Annotated in this window: 10 protein-coding genes; 7 read left to right on the top strand and 3 right to left on the bottom strand. The window is 53.8% G+C overall.

Going from position 1 to position 25,726, the window contains the following annotated elements:
- The first annotated feature begins 23 nt into the window (after positions 1–23).
- From SATMO3_RS26275 to SATMO3_RS26260, 4 genes are read left to right on the top strand one after another with little or no spacing between them, the layout of a single operon-like run.
- A complete protein-coding gene (locus SATMO3_RS26275) occupies positions 24–9,104 on the top strand; it encodes an amino acid adenylation domain-containing protein (protein ID WP_371373278.1) in 9,081 nt (3,026 codons plus the stop codon).
- A 4-nt stretch (positions 9,105–9,108) separates the two neighbouring features.
- Positions 9,109–10,227, top strand: a complete 1,119-nt coding sequence (locus SATMO3_RS26270) for a saccharopine dehydrogenase NADP-binding domain-containing protein (RefSeq protein WP_371373275.1) — start codon at positions 9,109–9,111, stop codon at positions 10,225–10,227.
- A gap of 16 nt (positions 10,228–10,243) precedes the next feature.
- Positions 10,244–12,523, top strand: a complete 2,280-nt coding sequence (locus tag SATMO3_RS26265) for a Gfo/Idh/MocA family oxidoreductase (protein WP_371373272.1) — start codon at positions 10,244–10,246, stop codon at positions 12,521–12,523.
- 3 nt (positions 12,524–12,526) lie between these two features.
- Positions 12,527–18,046, top strand: coding sequence for an amino acid adenylation domain-containing protein (locus tag SATMO3_RS26260; RefSeq protein ID WP_371373270.1), 5,520 nt, complete (start codon positions 12,527–12,529; stop codon positions 18,044–18,046).
- Between the two features lie 160 nt (positions 18,047–18,206).
- On the opposite strand, the gene SATMO3_RS26255 is transcribed toward SATMO3_RS26260, so the two are convergent.
- Complete coding sequence (locus SATMO3_RS26255; RefSeq protein ID WP_371373267.1) at positions 18,207–19,142, bottom strand: GNAT family N-acetyltransferase; 936 nt, start codon at positions 19,140–19,142, stop codon at positions 18,207–18,209.
- A 223-nt stretch (positions 19,143–19,365) separates the two neighbouring features.
- On the opposite strand from SATMO3_RS26255, the gene SATMO3_RS26250 reads away from it, so the two are divergent.
- The 3 genes from SATMO3_RS26250 to SATMO3_RS26240 all read left to right on the top strand — a co-directional run bounded on the left by SATMO3_RS26250 (position 19,366) and on the right by SATMO3_RS26240 (position 23,468).
- The gene (locus SATMO3_RS26250) at positions 19,366–19,902 is read left to right on the top strand and encodes a ClbS/DfsB family four-helix bundle protein (protein ID WP_371373265.1); all 537 of its coding nucleotides are present in this window, start codon (positions 19,366–19,368) and stop codon (positions 19,900–19,902) included.
- Positions 19,903–19,968: 66 nt separating this feature from the next.
- Complete coding sequence (locus SATMO3_RS26245) at positions 19,969–21,693, top strand: ABC transporter ATP-binding protein (protein WP_371373262.1); 1,725 nt, start codon at positions 19,969–19,971, stop codon at positions 21,691–21,693.
- Positions 21,693–23,468, top strand: coding sequence for an ABC transporter ATP-binding protein (locus tag SATMO3_RS26240; RefSeq protein WP_371373259.1), 1,776 nt, complete (start codon positions 21,693–21,695; stop codon positions 23,466–23,468). Before SATMO3_RS26245 ends, SATMO3_RS26240 begins: the two co-directional genes overlap by 1 nt.
- A gap of 92 nt (positions 23,469–23,560) precedes the next feature.
- Here the strand turns inward: SATMO3_RS26240 and SATMO3_RS26235 are convergent, their stop codons facing one another.
- Both SATMO3_RS26235 and SATMO3_RS26230 read right to left on the bottom strand, forming a co-directional pair.
- Entirely contained in the window at positions 23,561–24,952 is a 1,392-nt protein-coding gene (locus SATMO3_RS26235) for a PLP-dependent aminotransferase family protein (protein WP_371373256.1), read from the bottom strand.
- 83 nt (positions 24,953–25,035) lie between these two features.
- Entirely contained in the window at positions 25,036–25,662 is a 627-nt protein-coding gene (locus SATMO3_RS26230; RefSeq protein WP_371381801.1) for a DUF3786 domain-containing protein, read from the bottom strand.
- Positions 25,663–25,726 lie beyond the last annotated feature (64 nt).

Raw genomic sequence — 25,726 nt, 5'->3', positions numbered from 1 at the left:
TACTAGGGAGAGGAGTTGTTGTGATGAACAATCAGTCAAATAGCAAAAAAACTTCTCCATTGAGCTATGAAGAAGTAAGGCTGGAGATCAAGGCCATGCTGCCCGCGCCTGTGGAGTTTGGTGAGGATCATAACCTGATCGAACTCGGTTTGGATTCCTTACGGATTATGAGAATGGTGAACAAGTGGCGGCGGGGAGGAGCGGCGGTTACGTTTGCGGAGCTGATAGCCGCTCCCCGGCTGCGGGACTGGTGGGCTTTACTCAGAAAAGACAGTACGGCGCCTCCGCCCACTGCGTATGTAAAACCGCCTGCCGGACAGGCTGCGGTACATGAGCCCTTTCCGCTTACCGACGTTCAATATGCCTACTGGATCGGGCGGCGCGACGACCAGCCGCTTGGCGGCGTTGGCTGCCACGCCTATTTGGAAATAGATGGTGAGAATGTCGAGCCTGCCCGCCTGAAAGCAGCCTGGGAACAATTGCTGACGCATCATTTCATGCTGCGGGCGGAATTTCTGGCTGACGGGCGGCAGGAAGTGCGGCATGCTCCTATTAGCAACACACTAGTCGTTCATGACTTGCGTCTGTATCCGGAGGGTGAAGCTAACCACGAATTAATGCGGATACGCGACCGGTTATCCCATCGCTGTTTAGCCGTGGAGCAGGGCGAAGTTGCCGGTCTTGAGCTCAGCCTGCTGCCGGCAGGGCATACCCGTATTCACCTTGATATTGATTTACTGGTCGCTGATGTGCAAAGCCTGCAAATTATTCTGCGGGACCTGGCCGCCGCCTATGCCCGCGGCTGCCGGCCGGCGGCGCCGCTCAACTGGAGCTTTGCCGAATATTTAAAACAGGCGGCCCCCATTCACGCTGCCGAACAAAAAAAGGCTGCTGCCTATTGGCAGCAGCGGCTGGCGACCCTGCCGGCGGCTCCTGAATTACCGCTCAGGGAACAGCCGGCCAACATCAAGTCGCCGGTTTTTAAAAGAAGAAGCTATTTTGTAAGCAGTGAGGACTGGCAGCGGCTGCAAAAGCGCGCCGCAGCCTATCAGGTCACGCCGGCCATGGTGCTGCTGACCGCTTATGCCGAAGTGCTTGACCGCTGGAGTACGAATTCACGGTTCCTCATTAATATACCATTATTTGACCGTCAAACCGGGGAACCCGGCATTGAAGACGTTGTTGCCGATTTTACAAACTTACTTTTACTCACTGTCGACTGCTCTACCCCGCAAGTATTTCTGGAGCGGGTACGGAGCATACAGGCGCAGTTTCATGAGGATGTGGCCAATGCGGCTTATTCCGGTATACAACTGCAGCGTGATATGGCGCGTGTCCGCCAGGGAGAGCGCGATTTAGCGCCCGTTGTTTTCGCGTGCAATTTGGGTACGCCGCTCATAAATGCGGAGTGCCGCGAAACGTTGGGCAACCTCGCCTATATGATCTCACAAACGCCGCAGGTTTGGCTTGATTTTCAGACTTATGAAATGGATGGCGGCCTGTTGTTGGCCTGGGATGCCGTTGAGCAACTGTTTCCTGCCGGGCTGGTTGATCAGATGTTTGCCGCGTATATCCGGCTTATTGACTGGTTGGTGGCGGATAAGAGCGACTGGCAGGCGTCGCCGGATATGTTACCCGGCCTGGCGCAGCAAAGGCCGGCCGGGGGCGGTGCGTTGCCCGGTGTGCAGTCAGACCAATGCCTGCACACCCCGTTTTTTGAGCTTGCTGCGCTGAACCCGCAGGCAACCGCCCTGGTCGAGAGTGGCTCCAATACATATGTTTCTTATGGCGAACTAGCCCGGTACGCATTGCGGGTGGCGGCATTCCTCCAGGAACAGGGTGTCAAAGCGGGCGAGCCTGTCGCCGTCACCCTGCCGCGGGGAATCGGCCAAATTGCCGCCGTGCTGGGCATATTGGCGATAGGGGCTTGCTATGTGCCGGTCAGTATCGGGCAGCCTTTTGCCCGCCGCGCCAGTATTCATAAAAAAGCGGCAATTCGCTGCGTACTTACCGATTATGAACGGGAACAAACCCTGGATTGGCCTGACGATACCGCCGTACTTGACATCGCCGTCGCCAGGGACACAGCCCCTCTGGCGGCTCCTGTTGAAATATCGCCGCAGCGTTTGGCCTACATCATATTTACTTCCGGCTCCACCGGCGAACCCAAAGGGGTGGAAATTAGCCATTATGGAGCATGGAATACTATTGCCGACATCAACCGGCGCTATCAAGTAGGCGCAGACGACCGGATTCTGGCGGTCTCCGCCCTGGATTTCGATCTTTCCGTCTATGACATATTCGGTCTGCTGAGCGTAGGCGGCTCGCTTGCGCTGCTTACGGAAGATACACGCCGTGATGCCGCCCGGTGGTTACAGCTGCTGGATAAATATCAGGTCACCATCTGGAATTCAGTGCCGGTTTTGCTTGACATGCTGCTGATAACAGCCGAAAGTGAGCAGCGAAATAACTTGCCGCTGCGCCTGGTAATGCTGTCCGGTGACTGGATAGGCCTGGATTTGCCGGCGCGGCTGAAAAATGCTGCGGAGCATTGCCGCCTGGTTGCCATGGGGGGCGCCACCGAGGCTTCCATCTGGTCCAATTACTTTGATGTTGCCTTACCGTTGCCTGCGGAGTGGATTTCCATTCCTTATGGCCGCCCGTTGGCCCGCCAGGCATATCGCGTAGTGGACGGCGCGGGCCGGGATTGCCCCGACTGGGTAGCCGGCGAGCTGTGGATTGGCGGGGCCGGCGTCGCGCTGGGCTATCGGGGAGATCCCGGACTTACGGCGGAGCGCTTTGTTAATTGGCAGGGTTCGCGGTGGTATCGGACCGGCGACCTGGGAAGATATTGGCCGGACGGGAATATTGAATTTTTGGGCCGGAAGGATTTTCAGGTCAAAATCAGAGGCCACCGTATTGAACTGGGCGAGATTGAAACGGCCTTGAAGCTGCATCCGGGTGTACGTGAGGCTGTGGTCACGGCAGCGGGTGATCCGCGGGGGAATAGGCAGCTGGTGGGCTATGTGGTTTTGGATCAGGACAACCAATCGCTTTTAGTGGCCGAAAACACCGGCCCGGAAACAAACGAAGCGCTTTGGACCGTTGCCGTGCATGCGGGCCGCGAGCAGGCCGGGCAGGTACTGCCCAAGGAGATCAAACCCAAAGACTTCCCCGTATTTTGGGAGTACATGGAGCAGGTGAGTATTTATTACATTTGCCGCGCCCTGACAAACGCCGGCGCTTTTCGTAACGCCGGCGAGAGATATACCACGGAACGTTTGCTGCAGCATTGCGGAATTCAACCCCGTTACCGGCCGCTAGTAAAACAGTGGCTTGAGATCCTGACGGGGGAAGGATTATTAAAGCGGGAGGAAAGCGGCGCCTTTGTCAGCACCCGGGCTTTACCGGCGGAACTGTCTGCAACGGTAAAGGAAAGCAGGACCTACCCGGCCTGGGAAAAACACACCCGTGATCTTTCTCAATATTTAGAGCGGCTTGGCAGCTACAATGCCGGCCTGTTGCAAGGCGTTATTGACCCCCTGGCGCTTTTCTTCGCCGAAGAACTTTGCCTGTCGCCTGACGATCTCAGGCAATCCCTTCCCGGTGTGGCGTCCGCAAACAGCATTGCCGGTAAGGTTGTGGACGCCGTCGTCCGGCACTCAGCCGGAACCGAACCGTTACGGGTGCTGGAAATAGGGGCCCGGTGCAACCAGCTAACCCAGTCTGTGTTGTCTTTACTCAGGCCTGATGCGGCAGTCTACACCTGCACCGATCCTTCGCCCTTCTTTATCCTTACCGCCAAGAACAAATTCAAACAGTATCCGTTTGTTCGATATCAATTGCTGGATATAGACCGGAATCCACAGGCACAGGGCTTTGAAGCGCACCGTTATGATGTAATTATCGCGGCGAACTCTTTCCACCGGGCGCGCAATATCGGCGACAGCCTGTCGCATGTTGAATCCCTGCTGGCCCCCGGCGGTTTGCTGCTGCTGCTGGAAATGACCCGCAACAGCCGTCTGCAGCAGATCAGCACGGGCTTTCTTGAAGAAGGCTTTACCCGCTTTGAAGATGAAAGACAGGCAGAGCAATCCCCGCTTCTTTCCGTAGAAAAATGGCAGCGCATTTTTAAGTCCCGTCAATTTGCCGATGTTGCCGTTTTCCCTGAGCCGGGCCAGCCGGCGAATATTTTCGGTCAGCATGTCCTGGCAGCACAGGCGCCGCTGAATGTAAAACGCTTCAATCCGGAGGCTTTGTCGGGATTTTTACGCCAAAAGCTGCCGGAATACATGGTTCCTGCCGTCTGGCTGCCTATGAACGAACTGCCGCTTACTGCTAACGGCAAGGTAAACCGGCAGGCATTGCCCGCACCGGCTGCCGTTAAACAGGCGCACCCGGAAAAAACTTTTACCGCGCCGCGGACGCCGGCCGAAAAATCGCTTGCAGCTATCTGGTGCCAGCTTCTGGGAATTGAGCAGATCGATACTGCCGACAATTTTTTTCAACTGGGCGGTGATTCTTTACTTGCCACCAAGCTGAGCGCCATGGTCCGTGAAAAGCTGGCTGTTGAGCTGGCCTTGGGGAGTATATTTGCCGAACCAACCATCGCTCAGCAGGCTGAACGAATTCAGGCGCTTATGGGAAAACAGGCCGACAATCCGGCTGCCGCCAGCCTGCCGCAAATCGTGCCGGCTCCCGGACAGCAGCACCTGCCATTTCCTCTGACCGACATTCAGCAAGCCTACTGGGTTGGCCGCAGCGGCGTCTATTCTTTGGGAAACGTAGCCACCCATTGCTATTTTGAGATCGAAGGAACTGATTTGGATATTGAGCGGCTCAACCAGGCCTGGCAGCGCCTGATTGATCATCACGGCATGATGCGGGCGGTGATTTTGGCCGACGGTCAGCAGCAGAAGATTTTGGCGCAGGTTCCTCCCTATCAAATCAGGGTCCTGGATTTGCGGGGGAAAGATCCGGAAACTGCCCGGGCGGGGCTAAGCCATATCCGGGAGGAAATGTCTCACCAAGTGCTTGCCGCCGACAAGTGGCCCTTGTTTGATGTGCGGGCCTCCCTTTTCGGTGAAAACTGCGTTCGCCTCCACATTAGCTTCGATAATTTATTTTTTGACGGCTGGGGCATGTTTCATCTTCTCAGCGAATGGACGCGGCTCTATCGTGAGCCGGCTGCGCCGCTGGCTGCTATTGACTTGTCCTTCCGCGATTATGTTCTGGCTCTGGAACGGCTTAAAGAATCCGATCTGTATCAACGCGCCCGGGAATATTGGTTTAACCGCCTGCCTGCCCTGCCGCCGGCGCCGGAATTGCCGCTGGCGCAAGATCCTGGTTCTGTTGCCGAGCAACGGTTTAGCCGTTTGGATACCAGACTAAGCCGCAAAAGCTGGCAAGAACTCAAGCGGCGGGCGGCGGAGGCGGGACTGACGCCCTCCGGCCTCTTATTAACTGCGTATGCTGAAGTGCTCGGTGTTTGGAGCAAGTCCCCCCGCTTTACCATCAACCTGACGCAATTTAACCGGCTGCCCCTGCACCCGGAGGTGAATGCGATCATCGGTGATTTCACCTCACTGACCTTGCTGGCGGTGGATAATTCAACAGGTAAAACCTTTCACGAACGGGGGCGGAATTTGCAGCAGCAGCTCTGGCAGGATCTGGATCATTCCTATGTCGGCGGTGTAGAGGTACAGCGCGAATTAGCGAAAAGAAGCGGCGACCATCAAGGGCTGGCAATGCCGGTTGTCTTCACGAGCGCGCTGGGAGTCGACCAGTGGAGCGGTGACGGCACCGGTGAAAAATGGCTGGGGAAACTCGTCTATAACATTACCCAAACGCCGCAAGTATGGCTGGATCATCAAGTCGTGGAACAGGATGGAGAACTGCTCCTGATTTGGGATGCGGTAGCAGGGCTTTTCCCGGAGGGCTTGCTGGCTGACATGTTTACAGCCTATTTTACTCTCCTCGAGCGCCTGGCCGATGAGGAAACGGCGTGGCGGGAGACCACGCCCAGCCTTGTTTCAGTTCCCCGGCTGGAAAAAAGAATCGAGGCCAACCGGACGGAAGCGCCTGTTGCACCGGAAACGCTTGTCAACCTGTTTGCAAAGCAGGCTGACCGGCAAGCGGCCTGGCCGGCGGTAGTTTCTTCCGGACATACATTGACCTATGCGGAACTGGCTGGCCGTGCCCGGACGGTGAGGAATCTTCTGCAGTCCAGGGGGGCGCTGCCCAATACACTGGTTGCCGTGGTAATGGAAAAAGGCTGGGAGCAGGTTGTGGCGGTACTCGGAATTCTTAAGTCCGGCGCTGCCTACTTGCCGATAGATCCGGCCAATCCTGAAGAGCGGCGCTGGCAGCTTTTGCGTGACGGAAATATCAGCCTGGCTCTCACTCAGTCCCGGCTGGAAGCGGAACTTAACTGGCCCGCGGGCGTTGAGCGGTTGCTTGTTGATCAGCTGCCGGCCGGGGATAGCCCGCTCGATCTGCCGGCAGCTGCCGGGAAAGCGGAAGATTTGGCCTATGTTATTTACACCTCGGGGTCGACGGGAGTTCCCAAGGGGGTTATGATCGACCACCGGGGGGCCGTCAACACCATCCAGGATATAAACAGGCGTTTTGCCGTGGGGCCGGAAGATAGGGTACTGGCGTTGTCCAATTTGAATTTCGATCTGTCTGTTTACGATATTTTCGGTATGCTGGCAGCCGGGGCAACCATCATCATGCCTGAGCCTGATAAAGCCAAAGATCCGGCCCATTGGCTGGAATTGATGCAGCAAGAGCGGGTCACGGTGTGGAACACAGTCCCGGCATTGATGCAGATGCTTTTGGAATACGCCGCCGGCAGGGGGGAAGCAATGCCGCAATCCTTGCGGCTGGTGTTGCTCAGCGGTGACTGGATACCTTTGGATTTGCCGGACAAAATTAAGTCTCATTTTCACGGTGTTCAGGTAGTCGGCCTGGGAGGGGCTACCGAGGCGTCGATTTGGTCTAACCTGTATCCCATCAGTGCAGTTGACCATGGCTGGAAAAGTATTCCCTATGGCCGGCCGATGGTCAATCAGCGCTATTATGTGCTTAACGAACTAATGGTGGATTGTCCTGTCTGGGTGCCGGGCCAGCTTTATATCGGCGGTATTGGTCTGGCCAGGGGCTACTGGCAGGATGCGGCCAGGACCGGCGAAAAGTTTATCCGTCATCCCCGTACCGGAGAACGTCTCTATTGCACTGGCGATTTAGGACGTTATTTGCCTGACGGCAATATAGAATTCCTGGGGCGGGAAGACTCCCAGGTAAAAATCAGGGGCCATCGCATTGAACTGGGCGAAATCGAAGCAGCACTGAAGCGGCATGACGGGATAAGAGATGCGTTAGTTGCCGTAACCGGTGAGGCGCGCGGGGAGAAGCACCTGGTCGGCTATGTGGTGCTTGACCGGGAAAAGGAAACAGAACTGCTCTCGACCGAACACGCAGATGCCGTCGGCAGTGCATCGCGCTGGCTGACAATCCGGACAGCGGGCCAACTGCAGGCGGCGCAGGTTCCGGCTGTCGCCGATATTGAGGCGACTGCGATTTTCCTGGATTATGCAGATCGTCTAAGCTGCGCTTTTATGGGCAATACATTAGCTGACCTGGGGATTTTTGCGGACGACGCCGAAGCCTATGCCATTGATGAACTGATGAGCCGGTTTAAGCTGCAGTCCCGTTATCAGTCGCTGCTGCTGCACTGGCTGAATGTACTTGTCGAGGAGGATGTGCTGCTAAGGAACGAAGCAGGTATTTACCGGCGCCGGCGTTCCCTTAAGACAAAATGGCCTGATCCCGCTCCTCAGGATGCTTTACCTGCGTTTGTCAATGCAGCGAAAGCGTCACAGGAACTTTGCCGCTTTTTTAAAGCAGGCAGTTCTGCCTGCCTGGAACTGCTGCAAGGCGCCCTTGATTCACGGGAACTTCTGCTCAGGGAAGATTCTTTTCCGGCACCTGCAATCTTAAGTCAGTTTAACTTTGCCCGGGAGTATTATCGCGGCCTGGCCCGCGAGGTATTCAGCACCCTTGTGGATTCTTATCCGCCGGATAAAGAAGTGCGGGTGCTGGAAATCGGCACGCGGGCGGGAAGTCTGACCGCCGACCTTCTGTCGCTTTTGCCTGCAGGGCGCGGCAAGTACCTTTATACCGACGAGTCCTCGTTCTTTACAGACCGGGTACGGCAGAAACTGGGAGCAGAGGCTCCCCTGGCATACGGTCTGCTCGATATGAATAAAACACCATTCCGGCAAGGCTACGAACGGCATTCTTTTGAGGTGATTGTTGCGGACAATACGCTGCACCGCAGCAGGAATCTGGAAGCGACAATGGCTTTCTTGCAGGAAATGCTGGTACCCGGCGGCTTGCTGCTCTTCGTCGAAGCAACCCGTAACCGGCGTTTGCTGCTGACTACCGTTGGTTTTTTCGAGGATGGCTTCAGCCACCTGGAAGATGAGCGGAAAACCGACCGGCTGCCCTTACTTACAGTGGAAAAATGGCGCAAGGCTTTAGTTAAGACAGGCTTCGCCAAGGTTATGGCTTTGCCGGAAAGCGGGCCTGGCGAAGCGGTATTCGGCCAGCACTTGCTGGTAGCGCAGGCGCCGCTTACGGTCAGGGTATTCCAGCCTGACAATCTGTCGGCGGCCCTGCGGCGGAAGCTGCCTGACTATATGGTGCCGGCAACCTATGTACTGCTGGATGAGCTGCCTCTTTCCGCCAATGGAAAAGTAGACCGGAAAGCGCTTGCCGGGCTCGGCGGGGAAAACGTGATCTTGCCGAAGAGGACACACGTTGCGCCGGCCACTGAGACGCAAATCAAACTAGCAAATGTCTGGAAAACAGTGCTTGGTTGTCAAGAGGTGGGAATTCACGACGGCTTCTTTGAATTGGGCGGAGATTCTTTGCGGGCCATACAGTGCATCAATATGCTGAAAGAGCGGTATCAGGTGGAATTATCCCTGCAGAATCTTTTCGAGACGCCCAGCATTGAACTGCTTGCGCCGGTAGTGGAGGCGCAAGCCTCGCAGGCGGAAGAAGAACTGGCGGAACTATATGAGGAGGGGCTGATATAGCTTTATGAATTCGGCTGAAAGAACCATCGGCATACTGGGAGCCACAGGCTATGTAGGCAGAGAAGCGGCCAGAACGCTTCTCGCCCTCCCTGGCCACAACATTATGCTGGGCGGACGTGAACCGGAGAAACTCCGTCAATTTTTTCCGGAGATAGAGTCAAAAGGCGAGTGTTTGCCGGTAGATATTTATAATGGGGAGTTGCTGGCCGACTTTTGCAGCAAATGCGATATTCTCGTAAATTGTGCGGGACCTGCCAAACAAATTAAAGACAGGGTTGCGTCGGCAGCCATCGACCAGTGTGTTCATTATGTCGATGTTTCCGGCGATGAATCGCTCTATAGGCAATTGCTGACAAGAAAGCCGGAAATAGAAGCGAAAAAACTGCGGATGATTGTCTCGGCAGGGGTATACCCCGGTTTGTCTGAGCTAGTCCCTGCCTATGTTGCAGAAACCTATTTTGATGAAATGGATTTGCTGGAAGTATTTTTTGCCGGCCAAGGCGGTTTCTCTCTGAATGCGGCCTACGACATTGTCTCTAGTATCGAAGAAGATACCGGCTTAGGAATGCACTTCTGCTTAAAGGGGGAAGCCCGCAAAATTGCGGGGGCATTCCATAGCAGCTATACACTGCCCGGTCCTGCCGGTAAAGTTGACACCTATCCGATTTTGCACCGGGAATTTAAGCAAATGGCAGAACGCTATAAAATCACAGCGGCTTACTTTTACAACACATACCCCAACAGGTCGGTACTGAACCAATTTATGATGATTAAGGCACTGGAGCAATATAAAACCGAAGAACAGAAACGAGCGTCGGCGAAGCTTTTAACCGAACAATACGCTGGCAATAAAGAGGCAGCGAACGATTTTACCATGCTTCACCTGCTGGCCGGTGGCTACAAAAACGGTAAATATTTGCGATTGGCTGCAAACCTCCTCACTAACCACGACTGGAATACCTTATCCGGTACTGTTGCAGCCAATGTTGCCAGAGTCCTTGCCGGGGACAACCGGGAAAGGCCCGGATGTTTCTTTGCGGCCGAAGGCATACGCGTTACTGAATTGATGAAGGTACTAGCCGAGCAGAATATTGGTCTTACCTATACATTTTTCCAGAAGTGACGGAAGAGGGTGAAATATGACCGGAAAAACTAGGCTGCGGACCGTGGTATGCGGTTCACGCTTTGGACAGTTCTACATGGAAGCCTTGCAAGCCCTGCCGGGACAGTTTGAGCTGGCAGGGTTGCTGGCAAACGGCAGTGAGCGCTCGGAAAAATGCGCAGAGCGCTACGGGGTAAAGCTATACACAACGCTCGACCAGCTTCCCGGGGACATCGACCTTGCCTGTGTGGTAGTGCGGTCGGGAGTTATGGGCGGCGACGGTACCGAGTTATCGCTAAAACTGTTGAACCGCGGAATTCATGTGATTGAGGAACAGCCGGTCCATCACCGGGATTTGGCCGCTTGTCTGCGAGCGGCCCGGCAAAACGACGTATTTTTCCGGACCGGGAACTTATATGTACATTTGCCTGCCGTACGACGGTTTATCGCCTGCGCCCGGGTTATGCTGGCACGGCAAAATGCGCTTTACCTTGATGCAGCCTGCGCAACACAGGTTTCTTTCCCGCTGATGCATATTCTGCTAGAGGCCTTGCCAGCCATTCGTCCCTGGAAGATCGGCCATGTAATTAAGGAGGAGGGGCCGTTTCAAGTCTTGTCCGGCAGGCTGGGGAATATCCCCATCACCCTGAGAGCCCACAATGAAGTCGACCCGGCGGATGCGGACAACCACCTGCATTTGCTGCACCGTATAACGATTGGTGTGGAGGGCGGCAGCTTATCCTTGACCGCTACGCATGGCCCTGTAATCTGGCAGCCCCGATTGCACATTCCGGACCAAAATGACATTCCCGGCGGACTTGCCACTGCGACGCCCGGATCGTTACTGGAAAACAGTGCACACATACTGGGGCCGGCAGTTAGCGCCAGCTATAAGGAAATTCTTATGCAGCAGTGGCCGGAAGCCATCGGGCGGGATCTGGCCGCAATGAGAGCAATGATTGAAAAAAAAGCGGCCAATGATACAAGAGCGCAACAGGAACTTTTATGTTCCCGCCAGTGGCAGGATTTGACCAATGCGCTGGGCTATCCGGTCTTGCGGCCAAACCGCAGCCATCAGCCATTGCCGGTCAATATTCTGCAGGCGGCTGCAAATAGTGTAGATGATCGTGCGGAGTATTCCAGCCCGGTATTGCCGCCAAAGCCGGAAAGTGACGTTTTTGCCTGCACGGAGTATGCCGAAGAGGAGCTTCAGGGCCTTGACGCCGGGCAAGTGAAGACATGTGTTAACCGGCTGGATGAGGCCGCTTTGTATTCCATGCTGTTTGCCTTGCAGCTGCAGGGAACGCTGACAGTAGCGGGACGCGAATACAGCGTGGCTGAAATTATAGCTGCCTTAGAGGCGGCGCCGCGTCATGAACACTTGATAGTACGCTGGCTGCAGACACTTGCAGAACGCGGGTATCTTAAAAAAAGCGGGAGCGGTTTTCTCGGCCCTGATTTGATAACAGAGGCCCGGGTACAGCAATACTGGGAGCTGGTAAAAGAAGCCTGGAACGGCAAGCTGGGTTCCCGGAAAATCATCGACTACCTTATAACCAACGCCGAACAGCTCCCGCAACTAATCAGCGACAAACAGCAGGCGGCCCTGCTCTTGTTTCCCGAAGGCCGTATGGATGTCGCCAATGCCCTCTACCGTGACACTGTAATGGCGCGGTATCTGAACAAGTCGGTGGGAGAAGCGGTCATTCGCATTGCCGCCGGGAAGCAGACTTCAGCAAATTCGCCGGCGGAAACCTGCCTGCGCATCCTGGAAATCGGCGCAGGTACCGGGGCAACTACCGAGGCGGTGGTGCACAGGTTAAAAGACACTATTTCCCAACGACTTAACCCGGAGTACTTGTTTACGGACATCTCCCATTTTTTTCTGGCGGAAGCCCGGGGACGTTTCCGGGAGTGCCCCTGGATGCGCTTTCAGGTTGTTGATATTGACAAAAAACTTGGCGGGCAGGGTGTAAAACCCGAAAGTATAGATATTGTGATTGCAGCAGGCATGCTTAACAATGCCCGGGACACGGATAAAGTAATACAAGATCTTATCGAGAGTCTCGTCCCGGGGGGCTGGCTGTTAATAACGGAGCCTACGCGGGAATTTACCGAAATGCTGATTTCACAGGCTTTTATGATGACCCGCCCTGAGGACGACAGGAAAAACACGCAAACCACCTTTCTGTCTGTGCAACAGTGGCGGGAGGTATTTAGACGGGCCGGCGCGGAGGCGGTTGCGGCGCTGCCTGCTGAAAGTCACCCGCTTGCTCCTCTTGGACAGAAACTATTTGTAGTGCGGAAGGGAGTGTAAATTATGTCACAAAATACTAAAGCCAATTCTGCCGAATTGCTGGCGCGCCTGCGCGGCGAGGGAATGTCCTTATGGGCCGAGCAGGGGCAACTGCGGTACCGGGCGCCTAAAGGAAGGATTAAAGACAGTGATTTACAATTCCTAAAGCAACATAAAACGCTGATTCTGGAGTTATTGCAGACGGAAGCCAAACCGGCGCCGGTTGCGTTAGCCCCGGAGTCCCGCTTTGCGCCTTTTCCGCTCACGGCTATCCAGTCCGCTTATGTGCTGGGGCGTCAGAATTTATTCGGTTATGGCGGCGTAGCCTGTCACATTTACCTGGAACTAAACTATCCGGAACTTGATCCTCAGCGGACAGAGCAAGTCTGGAACCGGCTCATATTGCGCCATGATATGCTCAGAGCCATAATCGAGCCAAACGGATACCAGCGCGTTCTGCAGAGCGTACCGCCGCTGCAAGTGACTTACACCGACACCCGCGGCTGGAAAGACCAGGAGGCGGATGCGAAGCTCGCCGAAATCCGGGAGGGAATGGGGCATTGCCTATATCAGATTGACCACTGGCCTTTATACGATATTGGCGTGACCCAGACGCGTGACCACGCTATTTTGCATTTCTCCATGGATTTTCTTATTGCCGACTGGGCGAGTATCTGGCTGTTGTTAACGGAATTTGAAGCACTGTATGAAGACCCGGAACGGCAATTGCCTGGACTTACTTTAAGTTTTCGCGACTATCTGCTCGCTGAAAACAGATTGCGGGAGACTGCGGCTTTTTTCCGGGATAAAGAGTATTGGCTCCGCCGGGTTGAAACCTTACCGCCGGCGCCGGAGCTGCCGCTGGCCAGACAACCGGGAAACGAGGCCGCGCCCCGTTTCCGGCGTCATTGCCTGCAAATGGACAATCAGGCCTGGGAGGGGCTCAAGCAACGCGCGCAAAAGCTGGGTTTGACCCCGACAACCGCAGTGATGACTGCTTATGCCGCTGTTATTGAGAGATGGAGCCGAAACAAAAACTTTTGCCTGAATCTGACGTTGCTGAACCGTCTGCCGCTGCATGCCCAGGTCAACAATATTGTCGGTGATTTCACAGCCGTCAATTTGCTGGCGGTAGACTGGCGCGCGGGAAACTCATTCAGTGAGCATGCCAGGATATTGCAAAAACAGCTGTTTAGCGATTTGGACCATCGCTTATTTTCCGGGGTGGAGGTTCTGCGGGAAGTAGCGCGCAGGCGGGGGCGGGATGCGGCCTTGATGCCGGTGGTGTTTACCAGTGCCATCGGCCTTGTCGAACCTGCTCAAGACAAGCAGCGTACAGGCAAAGTCAACGGACACGGAATCAGCCAGACGCCCCAGGTCGTGATCGATTGTCAGGCTATGGACAGCGCAACCGGTCTGCAGGTCAACTGGGATGTGCGCGAAGGCGTTTTCCCTGCCGGGCTGATTGACGATATGTTTGCCGCCTTTGCAGAGTTGCTGCGTTCGTTAGCCAGGACGGAGGAGGGCTGGGACGCCAGTGAAGCCATACCCTTGCCTGTCCGGCAGTTAACAGAACGACAGCAAATTAACGCTACGCAGGCACCCTTGCCGGAGCAGCAATTGCACCGGCAGGTACTGGCGCAGGCGGCGGCGACCCCGGATTCTCCCGCCGTCTTTGACAGCGAAGGGCAGGTTACGTACCGGGAACTGGTTCAACGGGCCGCAGCCGTGGCTGCACAATTAAAAGAGCTAGGTTGTGCAACCCAGGAACGGGTAGCCATCGTTATGGATAAAGGCGTGCATCAGGTTGCCGCCGTACTGGGGATTTTGTCAGCAGGAGCCGTCTATGTCCCGATTGACGGGAAACAGCCGGAATTGCGGCGCCTGGCAATGCTGGAGCAGGCCGGCGTCCGCCTGGCTTTAACTTGCTCGGCAACGCCGGTGCAGCTGCCGGACAAAATAAAAACTATTGCAGTGGATAACTTGCAGCCCTATCAGGGGAATATTCTTATAGCCGAGGGCAACCCGGACCTGCCCGCCTATGTCATTTATACCTCGGGTTCCACCGGCCGGCCGAAGGGAGTCGTTATCAGCCACCGGGCAGCCGCTAATACCATTGTGGATATGAATCGCCGTTTTGGCATCAACCGGGGCGACAGAGTACTGGGGCTTGCCCAACTAAGTTTTGACCTGTCTGTCTATGACATTTTCGGTCCCTTATCTGTGGGCGGCGCGGTAGTTTACCCCAGTACCGCAAGAATGACCGACCCGTCGCACTGGGCGGATTTGATAAACCGGTATGAAGTGACGGTATGGAATTCCGTACCGGCATTGATGCAAATGCTGGCCGCATATTTGCACTCTGAGCAAAAAATCAGCTTACCCACGTTGCGGCTGGCTTTGCTTTCCGGTGACTGGATTCCGCTGACCCTGCCCGACAGGCTTGTCAAACGCGTGCCCGCTGTAGAGGTAATTAGTCTGGGCGGCGCTACCGAAGCCGCCATCTGGTCTATTTACCACAGGTACAGAGGCCTTGAAGCCGATTGGTGCAGCATTCCCTACGGCCGGCCGCTGGCCAACCAGGGATTCCGCGTTTTGGATACACAACTCAGGGATTGCCCTGAGTGGGTTACCGGTGAGCTATATATTACCGGACACGGGTTAGCCAAAGGGTACCTGGGGGATGAAGAAACCACGCGCAAGCGGTTCTTTTCGCACCCCGCGGATGGCCAGCGGCTGTATCGGACAGGCGACCTTGGCCGCTATATGCCCGGTGGTGAAATTGAGTTTCTTGGCCGCGAGGATAATCAGGTAAAAATCAAGGGACACCGGATCGAACTGGAAGAAATTGAAGCGACGCTGTTAAAACACCCCGCCATTGCCGCCGCCGGGGTGGTGGTAGAGGGGACGGGCGATGAGAAGGCATTATTCGGCGTCGTGGCGGCAGCCCGGAAAAAAGAGCCGAATACAGCCGGGGAAAGGGCCGGGTTCGCCAGACTGGCTGCCGGGATTAGTAAACAGGCCGATGCCGAAGCGGCTAGGCTCAGCAAAGAGGAAATCGACCGGGCGGCGGCGACCCTCGATATAGCTGTGCTGCACTCAATGCTGCAGGCGCTGCTTACGCTGGGGCTGTTTGCCAATGATAAGCAGCATTCCCAGGAAGACATCCTGAAAAATGAAGGTATAGAACCTAAGTTTCGCTGGCTGGTTCGACGCTGGCTGGCAATGCTGACCGAAGCCGGCTTGCTGCTCGAATATCCGTCCCGGCATTATAGCTGCCCGCAAAAGCCGGCTGCGGCGCTGGTAAACGAGTATTGGAGGGCGGCCGAGGCGGCCTGGGCAGGAAAAATCAGTTCAACAGGGTTTACGGACTATGTGCGCAGCAATGCGGCAAAGCTGCCGGAACTGCTGAGCGGCAAGCAGGACCCGGTTTCCCTGCTCTTTCCCGAGGGGCGGGTCGACCATGTACGGTCCTTGTATTTCGATCATGTCATGGCCAATTATCTCAATCATTGTATTTGTGCACTCTTACAACGCATTGCCGGCAATCATGCAGGTAAAACGTTACGGATTTTAGAGATTGGCGCCGGTACGGGGGCCACCACGGAAAAAGTGCTGGCATCCCTCGCTGGCTTTAATGTGGATTATCTATTTACCGATGTTGCGGCATTTTTTATTCCCGGGGCAAAAGCCCGTTTTGGACAATACCCGGGAATGCGCTTTGGAATATTGGATGTGGACGGGGATTACCGCAAGCAGGGGCTGTCGCCTAATAGCTTTGATATTGTGCTGGCGGCCGGTGTACTGGAAAACGCACGTGACATACCGACAAGTCTGGACAGGTTAACAGAGTTAATTTGCCCTGGCGGCTGGCTGGTTTTTACCGAACCGACAACGGAGCATGCCTGGATACTGGCTTCGCAGGCCTTTATGATGACGGAACCTGGCGATGATTTGCGCACAGAATTTTCTTATCTGGACAGAAGCGGCTGGCTGCAACTCCTGAAAAAATATGGAGATGGACCGGTTATCGCGTTGCCCGAAGATGAACATAGATTATCCTCGCTTGGCGTGCAGCTGTTTGCCAAGCGTTTTAAAGAAGACAGGCTGGCGGTAAGTGAAAAGGAACTGGCAGAGTTTCTCGCACTGCGCCTGCCGCCGCATATGCTTCCCGCCTGCCTGCAGATTGCCGACGCACTGCCGCTGACCGGCAATGGCAAGCTGGACCGGCGCGAACTGGCAAAGTGGCGGCCCAGACCTGTCATGGAAAATTCTGCCATACAGACGCCTGAGAAAAGTGCCGACATACTGGAAGCGCAGCTGGCCCGGCTATGGGCTGGAGCATTGGGCATCCCCGGTATTGGCAGAGAGCAGAGCTTTTATGACTATGGGGCGGATTCACTAATTATGGCGCAAGTGGCCGGCAAGCTGCGTGACCGATGCGCTGAGGGACTGTCTCAGCGAGAAATTCCTTATGATGCCTTACTCCGGCAAATGCTCAACCAGCCAACTGTCGCTGAACTGGCGGACTTTATACGTTCTTATAGTCAGGAGGCGGGATCTGCCCAGGCTGCTCTTTTATCCGAGGAGCAAATCAGGTCAGGCAATGCCGTAGTTACTACTTACGGCGGGGGTGAGACCGAACCGCTTAGAGTTGTCTTCCATGCCGGCCTGGGGACAATGAATAGTTTTCATTTACTGCTGGAGCATTTTAAAGCGCAGAATATAGGACCCGTCATTGGCATTGCCGTAGCGGATGCCGAGAAATATTGCGCAGTTGAGCCAGCTGGACTTGTGGAGCAGCTGGCCGAGGAATACACCGGGTGCCTTATGGCGAGTGGTCATAAAAAAGTGCAGCTCATTGGCTACAGCCTGGGGGGCTTCGTTGCTGTTGAAGTGGCAAGGCGTCTGGTTGAGAAAGGCATTGAGCTGGCCGATCTGGTTTTGATTGACAGTCACCCGGTGCTTTTTGACATTGCTGATGAGCTGGTGCTGGAGTTATTGTTTATTCCCAATCTGCACATTACGCTGGCGCAGGCGGGCTTTGGCGGTGTAGACACCGGCGATGTGGTGCGGGGCTTACTGCAAATCTTCGAAACTAACAACAAAAGTATACCTCAGGGATCTACCTGCACAATCGGCGGCGATGAGGGCCTGGATAAGGTAGGCGAGCTGTTTAAAAGACTTGCGGCTTTCAGCAGGCGGGAACGCTTTACGGCTTATGCCGCTGCCGCTTCACAAGCCACCGGGGAGCCAGTACCGATCGAGATGGCGGAGGGACTGTATAAAGTCTATCGCCAAAGCTTTAAGGCCGCCCGGTTTGTACCGCCGCCCTATATGGGCAATATCCGTTTCCTGTTGGCGCTTGAGCCATTTAGCATTTTACCTGATACCAATGAAATGACGCTGGAGTTTTGGCGGGAAGCCTGCCTGGGCGAATTATCCGTGACGGAGATTAAAGGAAATCATTTAAGTTGTCTTGAAGAAGAACCTAATGCCGGCAACCTTGCCAAGCTGATAGCTGTGCCGCTTGGTGAGAATTGAACCACTCATAGCAAAGCTTATCATCTGTATAGAATAAGCCACGAACTACGATTGATTCGTATTTCGTGGCTTTCCTTTTGAAAAAGAAGTTGTTGTTTTAGCACATATTTGGTTCAATCGCTTTGAACAAAAACTAAGGCTGAGATGAAAAAATAATCCGTTATGTTAGCGTTAACGCATAAGTCTGTTCGACATGCTCTACGCCCCAAGTATGATTTTTTCGCTCTTTGGTTTTTATGAAACCAACTTTTTGATACATATGAATAGCCGTTTGCTGATCATCCGTAGTCTCCAGAAACAGGTGGCAGTAGCCTTTTTCCCTGCTGTAGCGGAGTACTTCGCTAAGCAGCTGGTTACCAAGGCCCAATCCCCGAAACCCGGGGTGCAGAATAAACCAGCGCAATTGAGCCCGTGTTGCTGTGTGACCGACAATGGCTATAGCGCCAATCATCTTACCGTTTGCTTCCGCAAACCAGAGTCTGTCCTTGTCCTGGCTGTAGTTTGCCAAAAACTCATAAAAGGTTTTACAGACATAGCCTTCAAATACATGGTTATAGCCGCATTCTGCGGCATATATCGAGCCGTGCAACTGTATCAGGCAGCCTATGTCGCCCGGTTTCAACTCACTGCGGATGGTAATCATTTCTTTGGCGGAGACAGGATTCTCTGCCAGCGCGTTTTCAATCAGCTCCATACCCAGCACAAGTTTTTCCTGCCGGTCTTCCTGTAGTTCAAGAAGCATTTTTTTAACTTGCTGATTTGACTGTTCTTCCAGTGCTGCAAGGGTAGCCTGGCCTTTAACTGTAAGATGGAGATAATACAATCGCCCATCCTCCGCAGATTGAGTCCGGTAAGCCAGGCCTTGTTTTTCAAAGCGCTTAATAATTCGGCTTAGATAGCCGGAATCAATGCTTATTTTTTCAATTAGTTTTTTAGAAGTGCAGTCATCCATATGTTCAAGCTCATAGAGAACACGGGCTTCCGATAGCGAGAATTCGCTGTCCAGCAGATGCTGGTCCAAAAGCCCAAGAATATTAGTATAAAAACGGTTAAATTTGCGAATAGCGTGGAGTAAAGCTGTTTGAGCCGTATCCATACAGGTACCTCCTCGAACTGTACTTTTAATATAGTATAAAAACAATATCTGACTAAGTCAAGTAAATTTATTGACTTAGTCAGATATTGTTTTGAACAGTAACTCTCTTGCTAATTCTCAAGCTATAACGATACCGCTAGTAAAATGCGGAGTCCCGGCCGGAAGTGGAAAATTGAACGCTGCCAGTTTATAATATATATGTAAATACTGGGAAAAACATAAGATGAGAAAAGGTGATCCAATGCAGGAATACGATAGTAAAGATGCGCTGCTGGCTGCTATCCAAACAGCGTATGAGCGTTTTGATAAAGAGTTTGACGATGTCCCGGAAGAAAAATTAAATTTACGTATTAAAGAAGTGGACAGGACACCGCAAGAAATGATTGCTTATCAGCTTGGCTGGTTAACTCTTATAATGGGCTGGGAGGACGATGAATTGAACGGCAAGACTGTGGTTACGCCGGCGCCCGGCTGCAAATGGAACCAGCTTGGGCTGCTTTACCAGCGCTTTTACGAGGAATACGGCGGATATTCGCTAAGCCAGTTAAGGTTGTTGTTCAAGCAGCGTACCGAAGCGTGGTGTGCTTGGATTTCCGGGTTAAGTGATGAAGAACTTTTTACGCCGAACGTGCGCCAGTGGACGGTAACCAGCGCCCACTGGCCGATGTGGAAGTGGCTGCATATAAATTCGGTTGCGCCGTTTAAAAATTTCAGAACTAAGCTTAGAAAGTGGAAAAAGCATGCTGGCAACGCAGGGTAATGCAATCTGCCGCCTAAAATGCTTGTGATATAATATAATGAACAATTCGCGCTAAGGGGTATCGGCATGAACTATTGGTACAGTTATTGGCAAAAATACTGGAAGCAGTTTTTGGTCGCAGCTTTGTTCGTGACGCTGGAAGCAGTGTGTGATTTGCTGCAACCGACCATTATGGCCAGTATTATTGATATTGGGGTAGCCGGCCGGGATATGGACTATGTACTGCAGATGGGTGGGATCATGTTGCTGGTAACAGCCGGAGGAGCCTTGGCGGCAACTGCCCGCAATATTATTTCCAGCACGGTCTCCCAGCAGGTCGGCACCGAGCTGAGAGGCCAGGTATATGGAAAAATACAGACGCTGCCTCTGGCGGCGGTGGACAAATTTGACAGGGCATCACTGGTAACCAGGCTTACCAATGATGTGACCCAGATTCAGTCGCTTGTAAACGGCATGATGCGGATTTCGCTCAAGGCGCCGATTCTTTGCATTGGCGGCCTGATTATGGCTGTCAGTTTAAACCCGCGGCTGAGCAGTGTGCTGGCCGTTGTTGTACCGGTAGTAGGGCTGCTGATTTTTATCAACATGCGGATAGGCTATCCTATGTTTCTGGCCGTTCAGGAAGCGCTTGACAAGTTAAACCAGGCGGTGAGGGAGATGGTTGCCGGCATCCGGGTTGTGAGGGCGTTTAACCGCTTTACTTATGAACAAACAAAGTTTCAGGCCGTCAATGTCGGCTTTCAGGAAAGGTCTGTTAAGGCATTGCGAAGGATGGCTGTTTTCGGACCAAGCATCGCCCTGACTATGAACCTGGGAATTGTCGCCGTCCTGTGGCTGGGCAATTATGGGGTCCAAAGCGGTCAGATGCAGGTTGGCCACATTATTGCCTTCATCAATTATATGACGCAGATTTTATTTGCCCTGGTCGTTATTTCCCTGGTATTCAATGTGTTTATCCGGGCCAGGGTTTCGGCCGGCCGCATTAGCGAAGTGCTGGCGGTGCAGGGGATGGCGGAGGACGTAGCCGAAGACGGGCAGGAATCTGTCTTTGGCCAGGGCAGAATTGATTTTGAAAAGGTTTATTTTGCTTACGAGGGGACAAAACCGGTTCTTGAAAACATTTCCTTGACCTGTCTTCCCGGTGAGACCGTCGGTATTATCGGCCCGACAGGTTCGGGGAAGAGCAGTCTGGTCCAGCTGATTCCCCGGCTGTATGAGCCGACTGCCGGAACAATTAAACTGGACGGACGGGATATCCGCTTGCTAAGCCCCCGGCTGCTCAGAGAAAAGATGGCGTTTGTTCCCCAGAGGGCCCTCTTGTTTTCCGGCAGTATCCTGGACAATATTCGCTGGGGCAAGGCGGGGGCCACCCCGGCGGAAATAGAAGCCGCGGCCCGCATAGCCCAGGCTCATGATTTCATTATGGGGTTTCCGGAAGGTTATGAAACCCGGATCGGACAAGGGGGCGTAAATTTGTCCGGCGGGCAGAAACAACGTTTGGCTATTGCCAGGGCGCTGGTGCGCAAACCGGATATTCTGATTTTAGACGACGCTACCAGCGCAGTAGACTCTGCCACCGAGGCTCATATCTGGCAAGCCTTGGAGAACTATACGGCAAAGTTGACCTGCTTTATCATAGCCCAGCGGATATCCTCTGTGATGACTGCAGATAAAATTGTCGTACTCGATGACGGCAAACTTGCTGGTACCGGCAGCCATAGGGAATTGCTGGCTAATTGTGCTGTATACCGGGAGATTTGCCACTCCCAGTTCGGCAAGGAGGAATGCTAATGGCAGAGCAAAACCGGCGGGACAATCCCCGGCCTGGTTCCTACCGGGGATTGTTACGCACCGGCAAAGGCTTAAACCGGCGTAACCAGGAAACTGACGTCAAGCCGCAGAACTTTTGGCAAACGCTTGGCCGTCTAGGGGCTTATCTCCGCGAGGAGAAAAGACAGCTGGCCGTAATATTCGTCCTGGTATTGCTGGAAGGGGCCTTAGCGCTGGCGGGGCCATATCTTGTCGGTGTGGCCGTTGACAGGGTGGCTGATTACGGGCAAGGGGATTATTCCGGGCAACTGGCAGAACTGCTCCTTGGGCTACTGGCGGTTTACCTTGGTTCGGCTGTGTTCGCAGCCGGGCAGGGCTGGCTGATTGTGGGGGTGTCCCAGCGGCTGGTGACTGTACTGCGCCGGGAACTGTTTATCAAGCTGCAGAAAATTCCGCTGGTACGCCTTGACACCCAGGGCCATGGCGAAGTTATGAGCCGTTTTACCAACGATATCGATATTGTCAGCATGACTGTTTCCCATTCTTCCAGCCAACTGATGGGCGGGTCTATCGCTATTGCCGGTTCACTGGTCATGATGCTGGGGCTTAGCCCGCTCTTGACCCTGGCAGCCCTGGTCACCGTACCGCTCTTATTTCTGTTGACCAGGGGGATTGCCCGGCAGACCGGACCGCTGTTTAAGGAACAGCAGGAGCAGTTGGGCCGGCTAAATGCTCATGCCGAGGAGACCATCACCGGGATCGAAGTGATTAAAGCCTATAATCATGAGGCGAAAGCCATTGACGAATTTAACAGGATCAATCAGCGGCTATGCCAGGTCGGGCTTAAGGCGCAGATTTGGTCGGGATTCCTAATGCCGATTATGAATGTCATCAACAATGTGGGGTTTGCCGCTATTGCCATTGTAGGGGGCGTCCTGGCCGTCCGGCAGGGAATTACCGTGGGGGTTATCGCCAGCTTTTTAGGGTACTCCCGCCAGTTTATCCGGCCGCTTAATGATTTGGGGAATACCTTTAATATGCTGCAGTCCGGGGTTGCCGGCGCAGAACGGGTACTGGAACTTTTGGACAGCGGCGAAGAGCCGCCGGACCGGCCGCAGGCAGTGGCGCTCAAAAGACCCCGGGGGCAGGTGATTTTTGACAAGGTATCCTTCGGCTACCGGCCAGACGTTCCCGTTTTGCACAATATCAGTTTTACCGCTGAGGCCGGCAGCAGTATTGCGCTCATTGGACCGACCGGCGCCGGCAAGACGACTATTGTCAACCTGTTGACCCGCTTTTATGACGCGACCGGCGGGGCGATCTACCTGGATGGCCGCGATATCCGCGATTATACCCGGGACAGTGTCCGCAGTTGTTTTGGTATTGTTTTGCAGGATACGTACCTATTTTCAGGGACCATACGGGATAATATCCGTTACGGACGGCCGGAGGCATCGGATGAGGAAGTGGCGGCGGCAGCCGTCAAGGCTAATGCGGCAGGATTTATTGAGCGGCTGCCTCAGGGATATGAAACGGAATTAATGGAAAACGGCAGTAATCTGAGCCAGGGACAGCGGCAGTTATTAGCCATTGCCAGGGTTATTATCGCCGAACCCTCTATTCTGGTTCTGGATGAAGCAACCAGCAGTATTGATACCCGGACCGAGGGGCATATTCAGGCCGCCTTGCGGGCTATTATGCAGGGACGGACCACATTTATTATCGCCCACCGGCTAAATACCATCCGGGATGTAGATATGGTGCTGGAAATTCAAAATGGCAGGATCGTAAAGTAGACTTAACTTCAGGTGAGGAGTTAATCCCATCTGAAGGTTAGTCGTCAGATAAAGCAAAAACTACGGTAACAAGCCTAAATTTAAAAAGCGGATTATAGCCCGGACCAGGCCTCTTGCAACCGGCGGATTGCCGGTTCAATATCCTCGGCCGCTATGGCTCCGAAGCCAAGGAGAACGCTGGCGATCTGCTGAGCTTCGGACGCTACCCACAAATTGTCGGTGTGGATATATACGCCTGCCTGAGCGGCCTTTGCCGCCAGGACATTGGGAGAGGCCATCCCTTTTAGCTGCAGCAGGACGTGCAGTCCCGCGTTCATACCGGAAACAGTAACTTTGTCGCCAAAGCTTTCCTGCAGGGCGCGGAGCAGGATATCGCGTTTTTTCTTGTAATGGCGGAGCATTTTTCTAAGATGACTCTCAAAGAGACCTTCCTGTAAGAAGCTTGCCAATGGTTTTTGGATAATAAAGGGCACCGGGCAGACAAGAGATGTGGCTTCCTGCTGCAGGCGCAGCGCTAAACTTGCCGGCAGTACCATATACGCCACTCGCAGGGAAGGGGAGAGTATTTTTGAAAAACTGCCCAGATAGATTACTTTGTCGGGAGCCAGCCCCTGCAGCGACGGCGCCGGCTTCACATCATACCGCAGGTGGCAGCTATAATCATCTTCGATAATAAAAGCATCCTGTTCATAAGCCCATTCTATGAGTCGCAGTCGTCTGGTTATTGACATAATGCGACCTGTGGGAAACTGATGGGAGGGTGTTACATAAACCGCTTTGGCAGGCGATGCCTGTAACGCTTTTACATTCAGTCCATGGTGATTTAACGGAATGAGCTGTACCTGAAAACCATTCTGTTGAAATGCCGAATAAGCGACGGCAAAGCCGGGGTCTTCCATGGCAATAGTTGTTGTCATAGGTCTGAGAAGCTGGCAGGCAAGCAGCAGACAGTGCATGGTTCCGGAGGTAATCACGATCTGATCGTCAGAGCATTTAACATCGCGATAGTCGCGCAGATATTTTATTAATTCCTGGCGTAGTTCGGGCTCGCCCATGAAGGAACTGTAGCTTAGCAACTGTTCCTTGTCCTGGCGCAGGCATTGGTTTGTTAACCTCTGCCAATGGGAGAACGGAAAGGTGCGCGGGCTCAGTTTGCCATACCGGAAATCATATTTTATTCTGTTGAATTGGGGATTGACTGGCAGCGCAGGCGGCTCTGCCTCCATAGGCTTTGGCAAAATTATGTTATGAAGGGTTTCCACATAATAACCGCTGCGGGTTTTCCCAACAATATAACCTTCGGATAAAAGCTGCTGGTAGGCTGTGTCCACGGTGTTGCGGCTGATTTGAAGCTCGTTGGAGAGCCGGCGGCTGGAAGGCAGTTTAGTCTGGGCGCTAAGGTCGCCGTTTAAAATTTTGGCGCGTAATTGTTGGTAAAGCTGCTGGTAGAGAGGCGTTTTACACTTGGCATCCAGTAAGTACATAATGGGCCTCCTTGCGGGCGGTAACCCGAAAAGCCTGCGTGATGGTGCACACAGGCTTTTCGGGTTACCGCCCTCTATTGATTTTACCAGACATCATGACCGCGCCGTGATTCCGGTGCAGCCAGTTTTATCAGCTTGGTGGCGAGATACCCGCCTAGGCCGATAACGCTCTCAATATGTAAGTAGTGCTCAATAGACGGATCAAAGAGAATAGTGGCATTTGCCGAGACTTCTTCGTCGCCCTCCCAGATAACGGCGCAGAGCGGAATCTGCGGGAAGGCCTGAAATACGGCCGAGGCATCGCCGAAACCGGCCTGCTGTCCGCCGATGCGTTTAGCGCATTCTAAGAGCAGTGACGATTGATGGCCGAAAGCTTTTATCAGACCGCAGATCGATTCTTTGTGGAAAGCCGGGTAAAAAAGCATACCACCGTTGGGTATTTCTTTCAGACTGACCCACTTATGGACAGGTTCCGCCCTGGTTTCAAAAAAGGTGAGGTAGTGGAGGATCAGTATCAAAGCGCCAATTCCGGGAACGGTGCCGTTTGCAGCGTGGCAGATGCTTTGGGTGTTGCAGTCGACAATGTAGTTTTCATTAAAAAACGGGACGATAAATTGCTGTTTGTCGCTTAGGTAGGTTACCTTCATGGCGCTGGCCACTTCAGTCGGATCCTTGAGTCTGAGATCCTCCCAGCCTTTGTTATAGGCAATACGATAATTCGTTTCCAGATAAATCCCTCCTTAGTAGTCGTCAAAGTGTTGGCTATGTGCTATT

Origin of the sequence: Sporomusa aerivorans (assembly GCF_041428895.1) — a bacterium.
Classification (GTDB): Bacteria; Bacillota; Negativicutes; order Sporomusales; family Sporomusaceae; genus Sporomusa; species Sporomusa aerivorans.
Note: the sequence above shows the minus strand (reverse complement) of the source record. Positions and strands in the feature narration are given on the sequence as shown.